This window comes from Citrobacter tructae, from assembly GCF_004684345.1.
Lineage (GTDB): Bacteria > Pseudomonadota > Gammaproteobacteria > Enterobacterales > Enterobacteriaceae > Citrobacter > Citrobacter tructae.
On the sequence record NZ_CP038469.1, the window covers coordinates 4,180,567 to 4,198,124 of the forward strand.

The 17,558-nt window shown below is 51.6% G+C and carries 11 protein-coding genes and 1 tRNA gene; 6 read left to right on the forward strand and 6 right to left on the reverse strand.

Annotated features, from left to right (window positions below; genetic code table 11):
- Positions 1-82 precede the first annotated feature (82 nt).
- The 5 genes from gss (at position 83) to E4Z61_RS20730 (ending at position 9,509) form a co-directional block, all read left to right on the forward strand.
- Positions 83-1,945, forward strand: coding sequence for a bifunctional glutathionylspermidine amidase/synthase (gene gss / locus E4Z61_RS20705; protein WP_135324351.1), 1,863 nt, complete (start codon positions 83-85; stop codon positions 1,943-1,945).
- Between the two features lie 1,238 nt (positions 1,946-3,183).
- Complete coding sequence (locus E4Z61_RS20715) at positions 3,184-5,682, forward strand: type VI secretion system Vgr family protein (protein WP_135324353.1); 2,499 nt, start codon at positions 3,184-3,186, stop codon at positions 5,680-5,682.
- On the forward strand, positions 5,679-6,962 hold the full coding sequence (locus E4Z61_RS20720) for a VRR-NUC domain-containing protein (RefSeq protein WP_135324354.1): 1,284 nt from the start codon (positions 5,679-5,681) through the stop codon (positions 6,960-6,962). The genes E4Z61_RS20715 and E4Z61_RS20720 overlap by 4 nt, the downstream gene beginning before the upstream one ends.
- 9 nt (positions 6,963-6,971) lie before the next feature.
- Entirely contained in the window at positions 6,972-8,189 is a 1,218-nt protein-coding gene (locus E4Z61_RS20725; RefSeq protein WP_135324355.1) for a DUF3396 domain-containing protein, read from the forward strand.
- Between the two features lie 102 nt (positions 8,190-8,291).
- Positions 8,292-9,509, forward strand: coding sequence for a DUF3396 domain-containing protein (locus tag E4Z61_RS20730; protein ID WP_135324975.1), 1,218 nt, complete (start codon positions 8,292-8,294; stop codon positions 9,507-9,509).
- A 371-nt stretch (positions 9,510-9,880) separates the two neighbouring features.
- Here the strand turns inward: E4Z61_RS20730 and E4Z61_RS20735 are convergent.
- Together E4Z61_RS20735 and E4Z61_RS20740 are read right to left on the reverse strand one after the other, a co-directional pair.
- Positions 9,881-9,956 (reverse strand) — tRNA-Phe (locus E4Z61_RS20735).
- A gap of 105 nt (positions 9,957-10,061) precedes the next feature.
- A complete protein-coding gene (locus tag E4Z61_RS20740) occupies positions 10,062-10,769 on the reverse strand; it encodes a DUF554 domain-containing protein (protein WP_135324356.1) in 708 nt (235 codons plus the stop codon).
- Between the two features lie 469 nt (positions 10,770-11,238).
- Between E4Z61_RS20740 and E4Z61_RS20745 the strand changes: the two genes are divergently transcribed.
- Positions 11,239-13,374: an ornithine decarboxylase gene (locus E4Z61_RS20745; protein ID WP_135324357.1), complete on the forward strand. Its 2,136-nt coding sequence runs from the start codon at positions 11,239-11,241 to the stop codon at positions 13,372-13,374.
- Between the two features lie 53 nt (positions 13,375-13,427).
- Here the strand turns inward: E4Z61_RS20745 and E4Z61_RS20750 are convergent, their stop codons facing one another.
- The 4 genes from E4Z61_RS20750 to mutY all read right to left on the reverse strand — a co-directional run bounded on the left by E4Z61_RS20750 (position 13,428) and on the right by mutY (position 17,508).
- Positions 13,428-14,684: a nucleoside permease gene (locus tag E4Z61_RS20750; protein WP_135324358.1), complete on the reverse strand. Its 1,257-nt coding sequence runs from the start codon at positions 14,682-14,684 to the stop codon at positions 13,428-13,430.
- 211 nt (positions 14,685-14,895) lie between these two features.
- Positions 14,896-15,981 (reverse strand): membrane-bound lytic murein transglycosylase MltC, encoded by a 1,086-nt coding sequence (gene mltC, locus E4Z61_RS20755; RefSeq protein WP_135324359.1) that lies wholly within the window; start codon positions 15,979-15,981, stop codon positions 14,896-14,898.
- 171 nt (positions 15,982-16,152) lie between these two features.
- Entirely contained in the window at positions 16,153-16,428 is a 276-nt protein-coding gene (locus E4Z61_RS20760) for an oxidative damage protection protein (RefSeq protein WP_042998071.1), read from the reverse strand.
- Positions 16,429-16,455: 27 nt separating this feature from the next.
- On the reverse strand, positions 16,456-17,508 hold the full coding sequence (mutY, locus tag E4Z61_RS20765) for an A/G-specific adenine glycosylase (protein ID WP_135324360.1): 1,053 nt from the start codon (positions 17,506-17,508) through the stop codon (positions 16,456-16,458).
- Positions 17,509-17,558: the final 50 nt, after the last annotated feature.

Genomic DNA, 17,558 nt, shown 5'->3' on the forward strand with positions numbered 1-17,558 from the left:
TCCGGTTAGTGTCGCAGAGCAGGCAATCAGAGCGAAAATTCACGCCAACCTGCTCAGGCTGTATTGTTTTGAGGTAAGGTGCATGAGCAAAGGAACGACCAGTCAGGATGCCCCGTTCGGGACATTATTGGGCTACGCCCCGGGCGGCGTAGCAATCTACTCTTCAGATTACAGCTCCCTTGACCCACGGGATTACGACGATGATGCGGCGTTTCGCAGCTATATCGACGACGAATATATGGGCCACAAATGGCAGTGCGTAGAGTTCGCGCGCCGCTTTCTGTTTCTCAATTATGGCATGGTCTTTACCGATGTCGGCATGGCCTGGGAGATCTTCTCCTTGCGCTTCTTGCGCGAAGTGGTGAACGACAATATCCTGCCGTTACAAGCATTCCCCAATGGTTCACCTCGCGCGCCGGTAGCAGGCGCTCTGCTTATCTGGCAAAAAGGCGGTGAGTTCAAAGATACCGGGCACGTGGCGGTCGTCACCCAGTTGCTGGAAAACAAAATCCGCATTGCTGAACAGAACGTGCTCCACACGCCGCTGCCTCCCGGACAGCAATGGACCCGCGAGCTGGAGATGGTGGTTGAAAATGGCCGCTATACCCTGCGCGATACCTTTGATGACACCACAATCCTTGGCTGGATGATCCAAACTGACGATACCCGCGACAGCTTGCCGCAGCCGGAGATCGACAACGACTCTCTGAAGATTGGCGGTGCGCGTCTGGAAGACACCGGGCAGTTTGACGGTAAGTGGCTGGATGAACAGGATCCGCTGCAAAAAGCCTACGTGCTGGCGAACGGTCACGTCATTAACCAGGATCCGCATCAGTATTTCACCATTACCGAGAGTGCGGAACAGGAGCTGATTAAGGCGACCAACGAACTGCATCTGATGTATTTGCACGCCACCGATAAAGTGCTGAAAGACGATAACCTGCTGGCGCTGTTCGACATCCCGAAAATTCTCTGGCCGCGCCTGCGCCTTTCCTGGCAGCGTCGTCGGCATCATATGATCACTGGTCGTATGGATTTCTGTATGGATGAGCGCGGACTGAAGGTGTATGAGTACAACGCCGATTCCGCATCGTGCCATACCGAAGCCGGTTTGATCCTCGAAAGATGGGCTGAGCGGGGCTACACAGGGCAGGGACACAACCCCGCAGAAGGGTTGATCAACGAACTTGCCGGTGCCTGGAAGCACAGCCGCGCACGTCCTTTTGTCCACATCATGCAGGACAAGGATATAGAGGAAAACTACCACGCGCAGTTTATGCAGCAGGCGCTGCACCAGGGCGGGTTTGAAAGCAAAATCCTGCGTGGCCTGGATGAATTGCGCTGGGACGACGCTGGTCAACTGATTGACGGTGATGGTCGTCTGGTGAACTGCGTCTGGAAAACCTGGGCGTGGGAAACTGCGATTGAGCAGGTGCGAGAGGTCAGTGAAACGGAGTACGCCGCGGTGCCAATTCGTACCGGGCATACGAACCAGGAAGTACGTTTAATCGACGTGCTTCTGCGCCCGGAAGTGCTGGTTTTCGAACCTCTGTGGACGGTGATCCCTGGCAACAAAGCGATTTTGCCGATCCTCTGGCAGCTTTTCCCGCATCACCGCTACCTGCTTGATACTGATTTCACTGTTAATGAAGAGCTGGCGCAAACCGGTTATGCGGTGAAACCTATTGCAGGACGTTGTGGCAGCAACATCGATCTGGTGAGTCACGAGGAAGAGCTGCTCGATAAGACCAGCGGTAAGTTTGCCGAGCAGAAGAACATTTATCAGCAGCTTTGGTGTTTGCCAAACGTTGCCGGTAAATATATTCAGGTTTGTACCTTCACCGTAGGCGGTAACTACGGCGGTACCTGCTTGCGCGGCGATGAGTCGCTGGTGATTAAAAAAGAGAGCGATATCGAGCCGCTGATTGTGGTGAAAGAAGAGTAATCTTTCTGAGTGTTTTCGAATGAAATGCGAAAGCCGGAGTATATCTCCGGCTTTTTTATTTGTAGTTAAATTGATAGTGGTTCTATTGATCATATTCCCTCTCAGGGAATATATCGGATTACGTTGGCATACTAATTATAATCATTAAGTGTCATGGTTGACTGCCCACGTAAATGACGTTGAAAGAAACACGTTTAGCGATTGGAGAAGCCTGAAACTGAATCGGGTCCCCCTTCGTGATGGCATCTTCTTATGCTCATGGTGATCGCCCAGAGATGCGCTCTGTCGCGGTAGCTAACGCCACGACCTCGTTTCCCCAACTGGTATTTGTGGTCAACGAGACCGCTTCATCCGGGCAGATGAATACCGCAGGTTTTGCCACCCACCCAGTTCCTGGGCGTCGGCAGATGTTGCAATGTTTGGCTATGCGGTCAGAAAGTGAGGCTGGGAGGGGGGAGTCCCGTGCCTCAGTGTATTATGCGAACCGTGGCAGAAAAGGCAGCATGGCTATGAACTAGCATTGCCGATCATGGGGTGAGGGGGAAGAGGGCCCGATATTCTCCGGTCTGTCTCTGGTCTTCCCCGTCGTTTTCCCGTGAAAAAGACGCACGGGGGCAGTGAATGAAAGAAACTGATTTGCGCTTTACAGAATGATTTTCAGGAAACGTGCTGGTTAATAAGTAATAATTCATATGAATAATATATAAATGAATATGCATGCAACTTCATTTCATTAATGATGATTGATTTTATTTGAAGTGATATATCATATGGAAGGGGGCATTACTGTTAATTCGATTTCTTTAGAGTGACCCTGCTAATGATGAATTTCCACGCTTACCTGCATCAATAATACTAACCATGACTAACAAACTATCTATGCTATCAGGGAGGAATAGTATAGATATACTACTCTCAGTAGGATTTATTGCTAATGATCAGTTTGTGGTATTTGTTTGAAATGGGTTTAATCAAATTTATCAAAGCATAAAGACCTGGATTAGAGATCGAAAATGGGTTCAGTGGTACATGTTTATAGCTCCCCTTTGAGATCGGCCGGTACTCCGTAAGGGTTGCAACTGTAACATTTGACATAAGTTCAGATTTATCCGTTCAGCTCCTGCCGAAATGAATACCTTCATAATAACCTTTTTGTCTGAAATATCGTCAACTCTCTTGATTTGTATGGTTAATCATCAGACAATTTCAGGTCACTGATTATACTAAGAATTGAGCTGATGGAACCAGTCTCCCCCTATACTTTAACAATCAATAACAGTCCTGTTTTACCCGATGTGCTGCGCTTTCGCGGCACTGAAGCACTGAGCAAACCTTTCTCCTGGCGAATCGAGTTCACTACACCGCAAGACGTGGTGAGCAGTGAGGTTCTGTTGAAATATGCCAGCCTGTTAATGCGCAATGGTAAGATCGTGCACGGCGTGATCACCGGTTTTGAGTGGCTTGGTTCCAGCGTGGACCAGCGGCACTTTGCCATCACGCTCACGTCCCGCCTCTCTCTGATGAACCTGACTCGTCGCTGTTCTGTCTGGCAGAATCGGTCTGTCCCGGAACTGGTGGAGATTATTTTGCGGGCGCACGGTCTTGAAGGCAGTGACTTCGAGTTTAAGCTTGAGCGGAGCTACCCGACGCGCGAGCTGCTCACACAGTGGCGGGAAAGTGATCTTGAATTTGTCCATCGCCTGCTGGCAGAAACCGGCATCTGGTATCGCTGTGGGGTGAATGCGGTTACCGGACTGGACACCGTCACCTTCTCTGACAGCCAGACAGGCTATGAGTTTGGTGTCACTGAGCCCTATCAGGAGCCTGCCGGGCTGTACGACGGATCGGAAGAGTCCGTCTGGGGTCTGCGAAGCTGGCACAATACCGTGACCGGGCTGGTACAGACCCGCGATTACAACTATTGCCGTGCTGCAGAGCCGATGAACTCAACGGTGGTTGTGCGCAACGATGCCACCACTACCGGCGAGCATTACCGCTATGGCGGGCCGTTTCTGGAAGCGGGTGACGACACCACGTCCGAGCCAGAAACGGAAACTGGCGCATTCTTGGCCCGTATCCACCACGAGCGTGAACTGAATAAATCCGCAAGGCTGCATCTGTTCAGCAACGCCTCTGGCCTCACTCCCGGCCAGGTACTGGAAACTCCCGGCAGCACACTCAGTGCGCTCAGCGAAGGGGTTCTGATTACGTTCACCTCCTTCCAGGCGGCCCGCGACTCCCGTCTGCATGTTTCGGTGTGGGGCATGCCCTACAGCGAGCAGTTTTGCTTTCGTCCGACAGAAATCTCCCGCCCGCAGATTCACGGCACACTTCCCGCCCGCATCGAAAGCCGCGAGAAGAATGATACTTACGCCCATCTCGACAATTCAGGCCGCTACCGGGTGAAGCTGGACTTCAGCCGCGAAGATGCAGAGCCCGGTTTTAATTACCTGTGGGTGCGTCAGGCGAAGCCGTATGCCGGGGAAGAATATGGCTGGCACATGCCGCTGATTGATGGCACCGAAGTGGGCATCGCCTATGACGGCGGCGATATTGACCGCCCGTACATCGCCCATGCTTTCCATGATTCTGAACACGTCGACATCGTGACCCGTGACAACCGCAGCCAGAACATTCTGCGCACCGCCGCCGGGAACGAACTGCGGATGGAAGACAAGCGCGGCGAAGAACATATCGCCCTGACCACGCCTTATGGCGCGACGCAGCTCAATCAGGGCCATATCACAGATGAGCAGGGCAAACCGCGCGGCTCGGGCTTCGAGCTGCGAACCGATGAGCATGGCGTTATTCGTGTGGCGAAAGGCCTCTTTATCACCGCTGAAGGACAGACCAAAGCTGCGGGTGAAGTACTGGATATGGAAACGGCACTGCGTGAAATCGAGGTTTGCCGTAATCAGCTCCAGCAGTTAGCCGCTGCCGCCGAACAGGCTCAGGCGCTGGAGGCAGATATTGCCAGCCAGATAGCGATGTTTGATAAACGCCTGAAGCCGCTGAACGAAATGATCCACGTCCACGGTCCGGACGGGGTGACATTCACCAGCGGGGAGCATATGCAGCTTGCCGCCGCCGATAACGTGGCGATAAATGCCGGGGGCGATGTCAGCATCGGTTCGATGGGTAACACCAGCATCCTTGCCGGAGATAAAATCGGCCTGTTTGCCCGCACCGGTAAACTCAGCGTTAACGCCAGCGAAGGCCCGGTGCAGATTCAGGCCCAGAACGGTGAAATGCATCTCTCCGCTGAACAGAAACTGAGTCTGATTTCGGCCAGTGACATGCTGTTCGCCGGGAAGAAGAAAGTGACGCTGATAGGTGGCGGCAGCTATCTCATCATTGAAGGCGGGAAAATCGAGTACGGCACGGACACGACCTACACTCGCAAGATAAAGCGAACCCATCATACCAGGCCAACTGAAATGCCCTTGTCGTTTCCGCTGATGGGGACATCGCATATTTATTCCGCCGTTTACCAGCTTCAGGATGAACAGGGCAATATTCTGGCGGGAACTCCCTATAGCCTGAAAACTCCGTCCGGGCAGACTGCGACAGGTTACAGCAATGAAGAGGGCTGGACTGTGCCGGTATATACCCCTGAGCAGGAAGAGGTGGATCTGCATATCGTCCAAAGCAAGCCAGAGCCGAAAGAAGCCATGTGGTTTATCGGTGATGAGGATAATCAGCAACTGGCGACCGAGCTCAGGGAGAAGACATCATGACAATGCCAGATTTACCCGATACCCCGGCAGCAGATATCCCTACCGGGATCAACAATAAGGCGTGGGACTGCACAACAACTGGTATTGAAATGACCGAGAAGCAGTCCCATTTACCGACCCCGGATAACCGCCAGTACCTGCACATTAAAGTTGAATACGCCATGCGCTTCCCCCGGTTATCGACTGAAATTCGTCGCAACGGGAAAAGCTACCAGATGAGCCTCAAGCAACTGATGATGAGCGGGCTTATCCGGGTGGATGAAATCGCACGCAACTATCAGTGGTGGTATAAGGCCGAAGTGCCATTCGATATGCGGACCACGCCGCCGCGCCCCTTCCTCAGTAGCACGCTGCTGAAAGAGGGGCCTGGGAGGCGACACACCACCAACCCCTTCCCGGTGCCAGGCAGTGGTATCTATCGTCGCCCGGATGTCATCATTGTAAAAAACAAATATGACCGCTGGCCGGGACTGGCGGGCCCGGATACGGAAAGCCAGAAGCATGTGGATAATCTGGAGCGCTTGGTTGAAGTGAAGTTTCCGGGGGATACGCTTAAAGAAGATCAATACGATGAATATCTGAAAATTGTTGGCGGAAATCGTAAACGTATGACCATTCTGGAGATCCACGACTGTCGTACAGAAGAACAGCAGTGGAGTGATCAGGTAGTTAACGTGACGATGAAAGCCTGGAAGACCAGCGGGGCGAAGTACTGGCCACTGTTCCTGTATCCCCCGATCTTTACTCCCCGGCCACCTGCATCACCAATACCAGCAAGGGTAGAGCCATGGACCTATGCCGGAAAGGCGGTTGCAGACCTCAGCGAAGGGGTTATCAACAACGTCGCAGCAGGCTGGAATGCGTTGTCAAAAGAGATGCAACGGGATTTGAATCAGGTTGCAGGCTGGCTGAATGACAGCGGAGAGTGGGTTTACTATCAGGGAAGCCAGGCATGGCACTGGGTAAGCAGGACCGGGCGCGCTGCGGCAACGTGGACGGATGAACAGCTCCGGGCCGCATGGTCAGCGATACAGAAAGCGACGGATATGACGCTGGCGATGCTGAAACAGGTAGACTGGATACAGGTGCTGACGACGGTAGCGAAAACCGTTGGCGTGGTGTTGGTTGCCGTCGGGGTGGGAATACTTGTCGTAACGCTCGGCATCCCGGAAGCCCTTCTGGCCGCATTTATACTGATTGTTCGTCTGGCCATCGCGGCGTGGGAAACACTGGCTGCGGTCCTCGGTGCCGGAGCCGTCGGCACACTGGCAACCCAATAAGGAATGATGATGGAACTGAAGGATTTTGAGCTGAATTATATCGAGAAGTGGCTGCCGGAAGCATCAGTTAAGTATAAAGACGGCAGCCAGGCGGTGAATCTTGGGCTGATAATCACCGTGTTTTTTAAGGACGGCCATACCCCGGAGGTTCGCCGTAAGATGGTGGAGTGCGTGGATCGCTTCTATAGCGAGTTTAAGCCTCACTTGAAAAAAACGTTGCCCGTAAAGAAATGGACGACAATAACGGAAAAGAACTACGCAAAACTGCGACAGGAGATACTGGATTCAACGCCTGAGGAAATATTCAGTTGGGTACTTAGCTCTGGGATTGAAACCTATCAGGCTCCCGATTACAGCATTCTGATTATGGGTAAACGGATCTACCACAATGATAATGATCGTTCTGTCATTAAACTGGTATTCCCGTTGTCATTGCTGAAAGAGTCCGATGGTAAAGAACGTTATCAGGCCTGGCTGATATGGCTGTGCGACACATTTAAGGTTGAAAGTGGCTATGCAGGACTATCCTTTGTCCTTCCATATGACCGCGAAAGAATGTTTCCCTATGAATACGCGCTGGCCCAACGTTTTCCAGGCGTAATGGTGGATTCACTAGGCACGCTGGAAGGCGGTGAGGCTGTGGAAGGTGTAAAAGGCGCCTGCTGGTATACTATTCTGGGCAATCCGTGGCTGGAAAAACTGGGCGGTGCTGAGAAACTGGCTCATCGCCTGAAGAAGACACCAGAAATCGAGCTATTGCCTTATAACAGCGGCCTTATTTTGAAGGCAGGTGCATTGCCGCCAGCATTGGGGGAGACGAAAACTGAAGAGTTGCCGCCATTGCTGGTAAAAGTAAACCAGATGATTAAACCTATCCGTCAGGACGGGCATAACGGCCTGCATTTTTACTCCGGGCACGAAAACTTTCAGTTTGAGGAAGAGTCTTCCATGGCGTGGTTTGCCCGCTTCGATGAAGCCAGTGTGGAGCTGGAAAAAGAAGATGAGGGCAAATCATTCGAGCCTGAGCGTATAACCCGCTGGGATGGCGACTTGGCCCCTTATGCCGGTCGTTGGGCCACTATCGTTAATGGTACGACGCAATATCTTCAAACCAGAGAAGGTCAGGTGTTACCGGAATTCGAAGACAGACACGGCAAGAAATACCGCGCCTGCTGGTCGCTGCTGGAGCGTGACGATAAGGGCAGTGTGTTCTTTATTCCTGATTAATTCGATGAAGCCCGCTGCACCATGCTTGTCTGGGGGACGCTTACACAGAGAGGGTGGGGTACCGGAGCAGTCGGGACACTCGCAACCCAATAAGGAATAATGATGGAACTGAAGGATTTTGAACTGAATTATATCGAGAAGTGGCTGCCTGAAGCGTCGGTGAAGTATAGGGATGGCAGTCAGGCGGTGAATCTTGGGCTGATTATCACCGTGTTTTTTAAGGACGGTCATACCCCCGAAGTTCGCCGTAATATGGTGGAGTGCGTGGATCGCTATTATGGCGAATTTAAGCCGTGTCTGAAGAAAACGGTATACGGGAAAAAATGGGTCGGCATCACAGAAAATAATTACCAGAAAAAGCGGCAACAGCTTTTGGAGTTAACAGAACAAGAAACGGCCTCTTGGTATCTGGGAAGCGCTGACAAGGATTACCAGTCACCGGATTACAGTATTTTGGTGATGAATACGCGAGTTTTTCATAACGATAATGATCGGTCTGTCATTAAGCTGACTTTCCCACTATCACGACTTAAGGACACTGAGGGTAAGGAACATTTTCAGTCATGGTTGATGTGGCTCTGTGACACTTTTGCTGTTGAAAGTGGTTATGCTGGGTTGTCGTTTGTTTTGCCTTACGCTCGCGAACGGATGTTCCCATATGAATATGCGCTGGCCCAGCGCTTCCCTGGCGTGATGGTTGATTCTCTGGGGACACTGGAAGGCGGTGAGGCTGTGGAAGGTGTAAAAGGCGCCTGCTGGTATACTATTCTGGGCAATCCGTGGCTGGAAAAACTGGGCGGTGCTGAGAAACTGGCTCATCGCCTGAAGAAGACACCAGAAATCGAGCTATTGCCTTATAACAGCGGCCTTATTTTGAAGGCAGGTGCATTGCCGCCAGCATTGGGGGAGACGAAAACTGAAGAGTTGCCGCCATTGTTGGTAAAAGTAAACCAGATGATTAAACCTATTCGTCAGGACGGGCATAACGGCCTGCATTTTTACTCCGGGCACGAAAACTTTCAGTTTGAGGAAGAGTCTTCCATGGCGTGGTTTGCCCGCTTCGATGAAGCCAGTGCGGAACTGGAAAAAGAAGATGAGGGAAAATCATTCGACCCAGAGCGTATAACCCGCTGGGATGGCGACTTAGCCCCTTATGCAGGTCGTTGGGCCACTATCGTTAATGGTACGACGCAATATCTTCAAACCAGAGAAGGTCAGGTGTTACCGGAATTCGAAGACAGACACGGCAAGAAATTTCGCGCCTGCTGGTCGCTGCTGGAGCGTGACGATAAGGGCAGTGTGTTCTTTATTCCTGATTAATTCGATGAAGCCCGCTGCACCATGCTTGTCTGGGGACGCTTACACAGAGAGGGTGGGTACGGTAATGATTCCAGATGAGGCTGTTTGCATTTCAGATAAGCAACAGTTCTTCTCTGGACCGGACAAAGACCAGATGTAGCCTTGCGGTGATGAATCCGTTAGCCAAGTACACATGATGGAAATAGTGTTTATCGGGGATAGGAAGTCTGACAGGCAAGGCCACTGCGACCAGAGGGGTTGGTAGCTGCTCAAGAGAAATGCTCAGGTTAGATAGAAGAGACAGAGTGGCGGCATCTGTGGTCAGAATTCCCAGAAATCTACCGGAACCCCAAAAGCAAAAAACCAGCCCGTAGGCTGGTTTCTTTAAATAGTGGTGCCCGGACTCGGAATCGAACCAAGGACACGGGGATTTTCAATCCCCTGCTCTACCGACTGAGCTATCCGGGCAACGAGGCGCATTAAACCCGATTCACTTCGCTTCGTCAACGAAATTTCTTCAAATCAATGCAGACTGCACAATCTATCACCACATTGCTGGTATTGCACGCATTCTTAGGCAAAAAATGCAGTCCACGCGGCGGAAAGCGGCATGGCCAGCAGCAGGGCGGGAAGCATATTTACGACTGCAAACATTTTGATTCCACAAATACGCAAACCGGTTGCCAGCAATAGCAGTCCACCCACGGCGCTGAAATCGGCCATCATGGCTGGCGTCGTTAGGGGCAAAATCAGTGCTGCGCAGGCGGCAAGCGTTAACTGGATTGCCAGCATCGGCACACAAATAGCAGATACCGCGATACCCAGTGAACAGGCGAAGATGATAGCAGTGAAGAAATCGAGAAACGATTTCGCGATTAAAATATTCGGATCACCAGTCATCCCTTCATGTATCGCCCCAAAAATCCCGGTACCGCTGGCGCAGAACAGTACGATGATGGCAACAAAGCTTTGGATAAAGGACTCGTGCGTGGCGTTGGCATCCGACCTGCTGAAAAGCTGCTGCGCTTTGGCTACCGCTGCATTAATTCCTTTTTCCAGATGGCAAAACTCGCCAATCAGCGTACCGACAAGCGTAGCCAGCACCATGACCGGCAGGTTGACACACTTGATCACCAGTAAGATCCCAATACCGAGAGAGGCCAGCCCGAAAATGGAGGTCATTGAGACCTGAATGCGTTCTGGTAAGTGCTGGCTGAGCAGCGCGCCAAGAACGCCACCCAGTAAAACGGCGCTGGAATTAATAAAAGGTCCGATTACCACATGCGCTCCTGCATATCCGTTATCGCCTTGATGACGAAGGTAATTTGGGGGATATATTTATGTTTTTAGATTGCATTATTATGACGCAATTGTCAGGTGAAATGCTTGTTTATCTGTGAGATATATGCATAGGATTTTGTCTTGCGCCTGATAGTGAAAGGTGCCATGATTGCGCGAATTTTCTCCTGTCTGAATGGGGTTGCCTGGGATGAATCGATTCCCCCTACATCACCTTCAACATCGCCTTTTTGCGCGAAGTTTACCCCTTTCTGCGACATACCCTCAGTCTCCCACCATGCGGTGACGGCGGCGCACGCTCACTGCAGGATAACAGTAAAATCAGAGGCTATCTGCTTTTACTGATGTCTGGCGGTCGGGGCTGGTAACCCGTTTGACCAAACATTTCGTGGGACAAAGCCGTGTGGCTTTGTCCGGGACTTTGACTTTCCCGAAACGGGTTTTTGCGCTTATGAAATCAATGAAAATTGCCGCCAGTGGTGAACTGGTCTCTCGTCTGTCTACCCATCGTCAGGTGGTATCACTGGACAGTACCGATTTTACTGATGTTGCGGCAGTCGTCATTACCGTTGCAGACAGCCGCAGCGGGATCCTGGCTTTACTTAAACGCACAGGTTTTCATTTACCGGTGTTTATTTTCTCAGAGGTTACTGTCGAATTGCCTGCGGGCGTTGAAGCGGTTATTAGCGGTAATGTACAGGAGTGGCTGGAGCTGGAATCTGCCGCCTGTCGCTATGAGGACGATCTGCTGCCGCCGTTCTATGACACGCTGACGCAATATGTCGAAATGGGTAACAGTACCTTTGCCTGCCCAGGCCATCAGCACGGTGCGTTTTTTAAAAAACATCCTGCCGGGCGGCATTTTTATGAGTTCTTTGGCGAAAATCTGTTTCGCGCGGATATGTGCAATGCTGACGTTAAGCTGGGTGATTTGCTGATCCATGAAGGGTCGGCAAAGCATGCGCAGAAGTTTGCGGCAAAAGTATTTAATGCAGATAAAACATACTTTGTGCTGAACGGCACCTCAGCCGCCAATAAAGTGGTGACCAACGCGCTGCTGACGCGTGGGGATCTGGTGCTGTTTGACCGTAACAACCATAAGTCAAACCACCATGGCGCGCTGATCCAGGCCGGCGCTACGCCGGTTTACCTGGAGGCGGCGCGTAATCCGTTCGGCTTTATTGGCGGCATTGATGAGCACTGCTTTAACGAAGACTATCTGCGCCAACAAATCCGTGAGGTTGCGCCACATAAAGCTGACCAGCCGCGTCCGTTTCGTCTGGCGATTATCCAGCTCGGTACCTATGACGGGACCATCTATAACGCGCGGCAGGTGATCGATAAGATTGGCAGCTTGTGCGACTACATTCTGTTTGACTCCGCCTGGGTTGGGTATGAGCAATTTATCCCGATGATGGCGGATGGCTCGCCGTTGCTGCTCGAACTCACACCCAACGATCCGGGGATTTTTGTCACTCAATCGGTGCATAAACAGCAGGCCGGGTTCTCGCAAACCTCGCAGATCCACAAAAAGGATAACCATATTCGCGGCCAGGCGCGTTTCTGCCCGCATAAGCGGTTGAACAACGCCTTTATGCTGCACGCCTCCACCAGCCCGTTTTACCCGCTATTTGCCGCGCTGGATGTTAACGCCAAAATCCATCAAGGTGAGAGCGGACGTCGGTTATGGGCGGAATGCGTGGCGTTAGGAATTGAAGCCCGTAAAGCTATTATCGATCGCTGTAAGATGATTCAACCCTTTATTCCCCCGATGGTGGAGGGAGAGCCCTGGCAGACATACCCGACGCAAGTTATTGCCAGCGAGCGTCGCTTCTTTAGCTTTGAACCAGGCGCTAAATGGCATGGTTTTGACGGCTACGCATGCGACCAGTACTTTGTCGATCCGTGCAAACTGTTGCTGACCACACCGGGCATTGATGCGCAAACCGGGCAATATACTGACTTCGGTATCCCGGCGACGATCCTGGCGCACTACCTGCGTGAGAACGGCATTGTGCCGGAGAAATGTGACCTTAATTCGATTTTGTTCCTGCTGACGCCGGCAGAAAGCGCAGAGAAAATGGCGCAGTTGGTGGCTATGTTGGCTCAGTTTGAAGAGCACATTGAGAATGATACGCCGTTGGCGGATGTGCTACCCACCATCTTCAACAAATACCCGGTGCGCTATCGCGATTACACGCTGCGTGAACTGTGCCAGGAAATGCACGACCTGTACGTGAGCTTTGATGTGAAGGATCTGCAAAAGGCGATGTTCCGCCAGGAGAGCTTCCCCGCCGTTGCCATGAACCCGCAGGATGCCAACAGTGCCTTTATTCGTGGTGATGTTGAGCTGGTGCGTATTGGTGATGCTGCCGGTCGTATCGCGGCAGAAGGCGCGCTGCCATATCCTCCCGGCGTGTTGTGCGTGGTACCGGGTGAAGTATGGGGTGGAGCTGTGCAGCGTTACTTCCTCGCGCTGGAAGAGGGCGTTAACTTGTTGCCGGGCTTCTCTCCGGAACTGCAAGGGGTTTACAGTGAGACTGATGCCGATGGCATTAAGCGTCTGTACGGATATGTGCTGAAATAAGCGCAAAAAAAAGCGGGTCACCATATGGTAACCCGCTTTTCTCTGTGTACGCGTTAGTGCGCGATAGTCTGAGTGCCAGCCGGAGTGCGAACGTGTTTGTATTTAAACAGCGCCACGAAAGCGAAGGCCAGAACCAGCGAGTAACCTGCGAAGATCAACCATACGGTCTGCCAGTCGGTAATACCGTTCAGCGTGTAATATTCAACCACTTTACCGCTCACCAGACCGCCCAGAATACAACCGAATCCGTTGGTCATCATCAGGAACATACCCTGTGCACTGGCGCGAATTTCAGGACGGACTTCTTTCTCTACAAACACTGAACCTGAGATGTTGAAGAAGTCGAAGGCGCAGCCGTAAACAATCATCGACAGAACCAGCAGCACGGTACCGAACGGAGTCGGATCGCCGTAGGCAAACAGGCCAAAACGCAGCATCCACGCCACAATACTGATCAGCATAACGTTCTTAATACCGTAACGGCTTAAGAAGAACGGGATGGTCAGGATAAACAGGGTTTCAGAAATCTGCGAAATAGACATCATCACTGATGCATGCTCAACGATGAAACTACCAGAGAACAGTGGGTTATTATCGAAGCTGTGCAGGAAAGTATTACCAAACATGTTGGTAATTTGCAGCTCTGCGCCCAGCATCATCGAGAAGATGAAGAAAATTGCCATGCGCTTGTTTTTAAACAGGGCGAAGGCGTCCAGACCCAGCATAGAGGTCCAGCTCTGGTTTTTCTGCTGATTGGCTACCGGAATATGTGGCAGCGTCAGGGTGAATAGTGCCAGTACCACGGACAGCGTTGCACCGATATACAGCTGCATATGGCTCAGTTCAAAGCCAGAGAAGCTAACCGCCCACATGGCCAGAATAAACCCAATGGTGCCCCAGATACGGATTGGCGGGAAGTCGGTGACAATATCCATCCCGGCAGACTGCAAGCGATAGTAAGAAATGGTGTTGATTAACCCCAGTGTAGGCATATAGGCTAGGGAGTTAAGCAAGATCACAAAGAACATGGCCCCAGGTGTGGTGACCTCGGCAGCGGCGAACAGCGTACCTGCACCAACAAGATGGCAAAGGGCATAAACCCACTTCGCACTGATCCATTTGTCGGCGACGATCCCTAACAGCGTAGGCATAAATACGGCGGCAATCCCCAGCGAGCTATAAACAGCACCAATGGATGCACCGTCGAATTTAAGGGTGACAAACATATAAGAGCCGAGGGTCGTGAGCCAGCTACCCCACAGGCAGAACTGCAGAAAGGAAAGGACTTTCAGCTGCAGCTTAAGATTCATGTTAATTTCCTCACACCGTAATGCGGATGGATGTTTTAAAAAGCACATTTGCCGTTTCAATATGATGTGATTCTATCAATGAGAGGCGGTGTTTTTTTGTTAGCTGCGACAAATATTTGCAAATAATTTCTAATTGCAAAGCGGAATAGTGACGTAGTTAACACTTTTCCCTCTTCTGTCATTCACTTTACACGACAGAAGAGGGAAAACATTACCGACGTCGATAGGATTTTTGTGCGGAATTGACCTTGTAAAGGTAGCGACGCGATTCCGAAGATGGATGTCGAGTGGTTAATGTTTGATAAACATCCCCTGGCGACATGCTGTTGATAATATTTGCAGCCTGAATCTTATCGCTGGAGAACACGCGCAGCACGCTTCCTGCCCCACCGTTATACGCGGTGATCACCGCATAACGACGCGAGGTTGGATTATCAATACCGCCCAGATAGACATTGTTGAGCATCGCCAGGTAGGCGGTACCGGTATCAATGTTGTTGGCGGGATCAAACAGGAAGCTGCGGCTTGGCGTTCCCGAACGGCCCTGTGAGCGGAACACATCCTTCCCGGCGCTGTGCTGCACGACCTGCATCAGGCCCAGTGCATCAGCATGGCTGACCGCATACGGGTTAAAGGAGGATTCAGTTTGCATGATGGCGAGGATCAGCGCCTCGTCGACGCCATATTTACGCGATGCCTGACGTACCATGCCGACATATTTATGCGCTCGCTTATCAAGGTGGTTTGGTACCAGATTAATCGTCACGCTATAGATGATACGCAGGCCGTTACTGCGGCTCTTCAGTCGCGTTTGCAGCAGGTAGTTGGCGAAGTTTGTTGCGCGTCCCTCCCAGCGAATAGGCTGGCCGGTATTATCAACCACCTGCCCGTAGAGGAACGGCTCTTTGGAAATCTTGATATCATCGACATCGGAATAGAGATCGATTGAACCGGGATCATCGCCCATCAGCAATGTCTTGATAATCGCCCGCCGCAGGTGTCCGGCGGGATCTGTCCCGGCGATAGTCTCAACGGTTATTGTACCGTCATCAAAGTTGATGTGGCTGCGGGTTTGATACTGATCGGTATACTTGACGTAGTCTTTCGGGCCCGCGATCAGCACTTCTTTAAATCCCCACAGATTCTCAATGTTATGGGCAAACTGCCCCATCAGAATATCAAAACCGTTGGTATCCTTGACCCAGGCTTCGTTATAGGAATCGCCTTTTTTGGTCGAACTGGAACAGGAGATGAGCAACGGCGCAATAACGGCAAGCGCGAGAAATTTTTTCATCATTCCGGGAGTGCGTGTTGTGTTGTGAAATGGAACACACTAAATACCCTTCGGATTTCGAGAAGCATCGCGGCGGCAACTGAGCTCATCCCCAGGAGCATAGACAACTATGTGACTGGGGTGGGCGAAGGCAGCCAACAAAAAGGCAGCTTGAAAGACGACGGGTATAGCCGCTTATTTTTTATCTTCCGGCGTATAGCCTTCAATGTGCACGTCTTTGCCTTCAAACAGGAAGTTGATCATCTCCTGTTCCAACAGTTTGCGGTGCTCGACGTTCATCATGTTGAGTTTCTTCTCGTTAATCAGCATGGTTTGCTTATGCTGCCACTGCGCCCATGCTTCCTTCGAGATTTCGTTATAAATGCGTTTTCCCAGCTCGCCTGGGTACAGCTGAAAATCCTGACCTTCTGCTTCGCGTTGCAGGAAAGTACAAAAAATCGTTCTGCTCATAAAAAATCCTCTTAATTGACCGGCACGTTAAACTTGCGCACCGACGCGTAATTGCTGTAACAAACGCTCCACGGGAGCCGCCAGTCCGACCGATGGCGGTTGCGCTAAGTTATACCAGAGCGCGTTGCCTTCATCCATGCAGGCGGTGAATGAGGACACGGGAAGCCACATAGGCACAATATCTAAGTGGAAATGGCTAAAGGTATGGCGAAACGCAGTAAGCTGGGTCAGATTATCTGCGTTAATTTGCCGTTGCGCCAGCCACTCACGTAGCCCGTCTTCATCTTCAAACTGCGGAAAACAGTATAAACCACCCCATAAGCCGCTGGGTGGCCGCTGCGCGAGTAACACTTCATTGTTATGCTGCATCAGCAAAAAATAGCCTGTACGCTCCGGTAGCGTTTGTTTCGGCTTCTTGCCGGGATACTGTGACCAGCTTTCATTGGCGGCAGACAGGCAGCCATTTTGTAATGGGCACAGGGAACATTTGGGCTTCGAACGCGTACAGACCAGCGCGCCTAAATCCATCATCGCCTGATTAAATCGCTCAACGCCGTTGGCGGGCGTAACCTGTTCGCTCAACTGCCACAGCTTTTTCTCGACCTCTTTTTTTCCCGGCCAACCGCTGACAGCATAACAGCGAGCCAGCACGCGTTTAACGTTACCGTCAAGAATCGGAAAATGCTGACCCAGGGAGAGTGAAAGTATCGCGCCAGCGGTGGAACGCCCAACGCCAGGTAGAGCGGCTACTTCATCAAATGTTTGTGGAAATGCGCCGCCGTGCAGCGTTGCCACCTGCTGCGCGGCTTTATGCAGGTTACGCGCACGCGCGTAGTACCCCAGCCCGGTCCACAAATGCAGGACTTCATCGAGCGGGGCATGGGCCAAATCGGTTACCGTTGGAAAGCGCGCCATAAAGCGTTCAAAATAAGGAATAACGGTCGCAACCTGCGTTTGTTGCAGCATGACCTCAGAGAGCCAGACTTTGTAAGGCGTCTTGTCAATTTGCCAAGGCAGCGTTTTCCGCCCGTATTTGTCGTACCAGCTCAACACCTGAGCTGAAAATTGAGACGCTTGCATGGTTACCGTTTCATCATTGCTGGGGGCAAGATTGCAGCACAGAGGCTGCA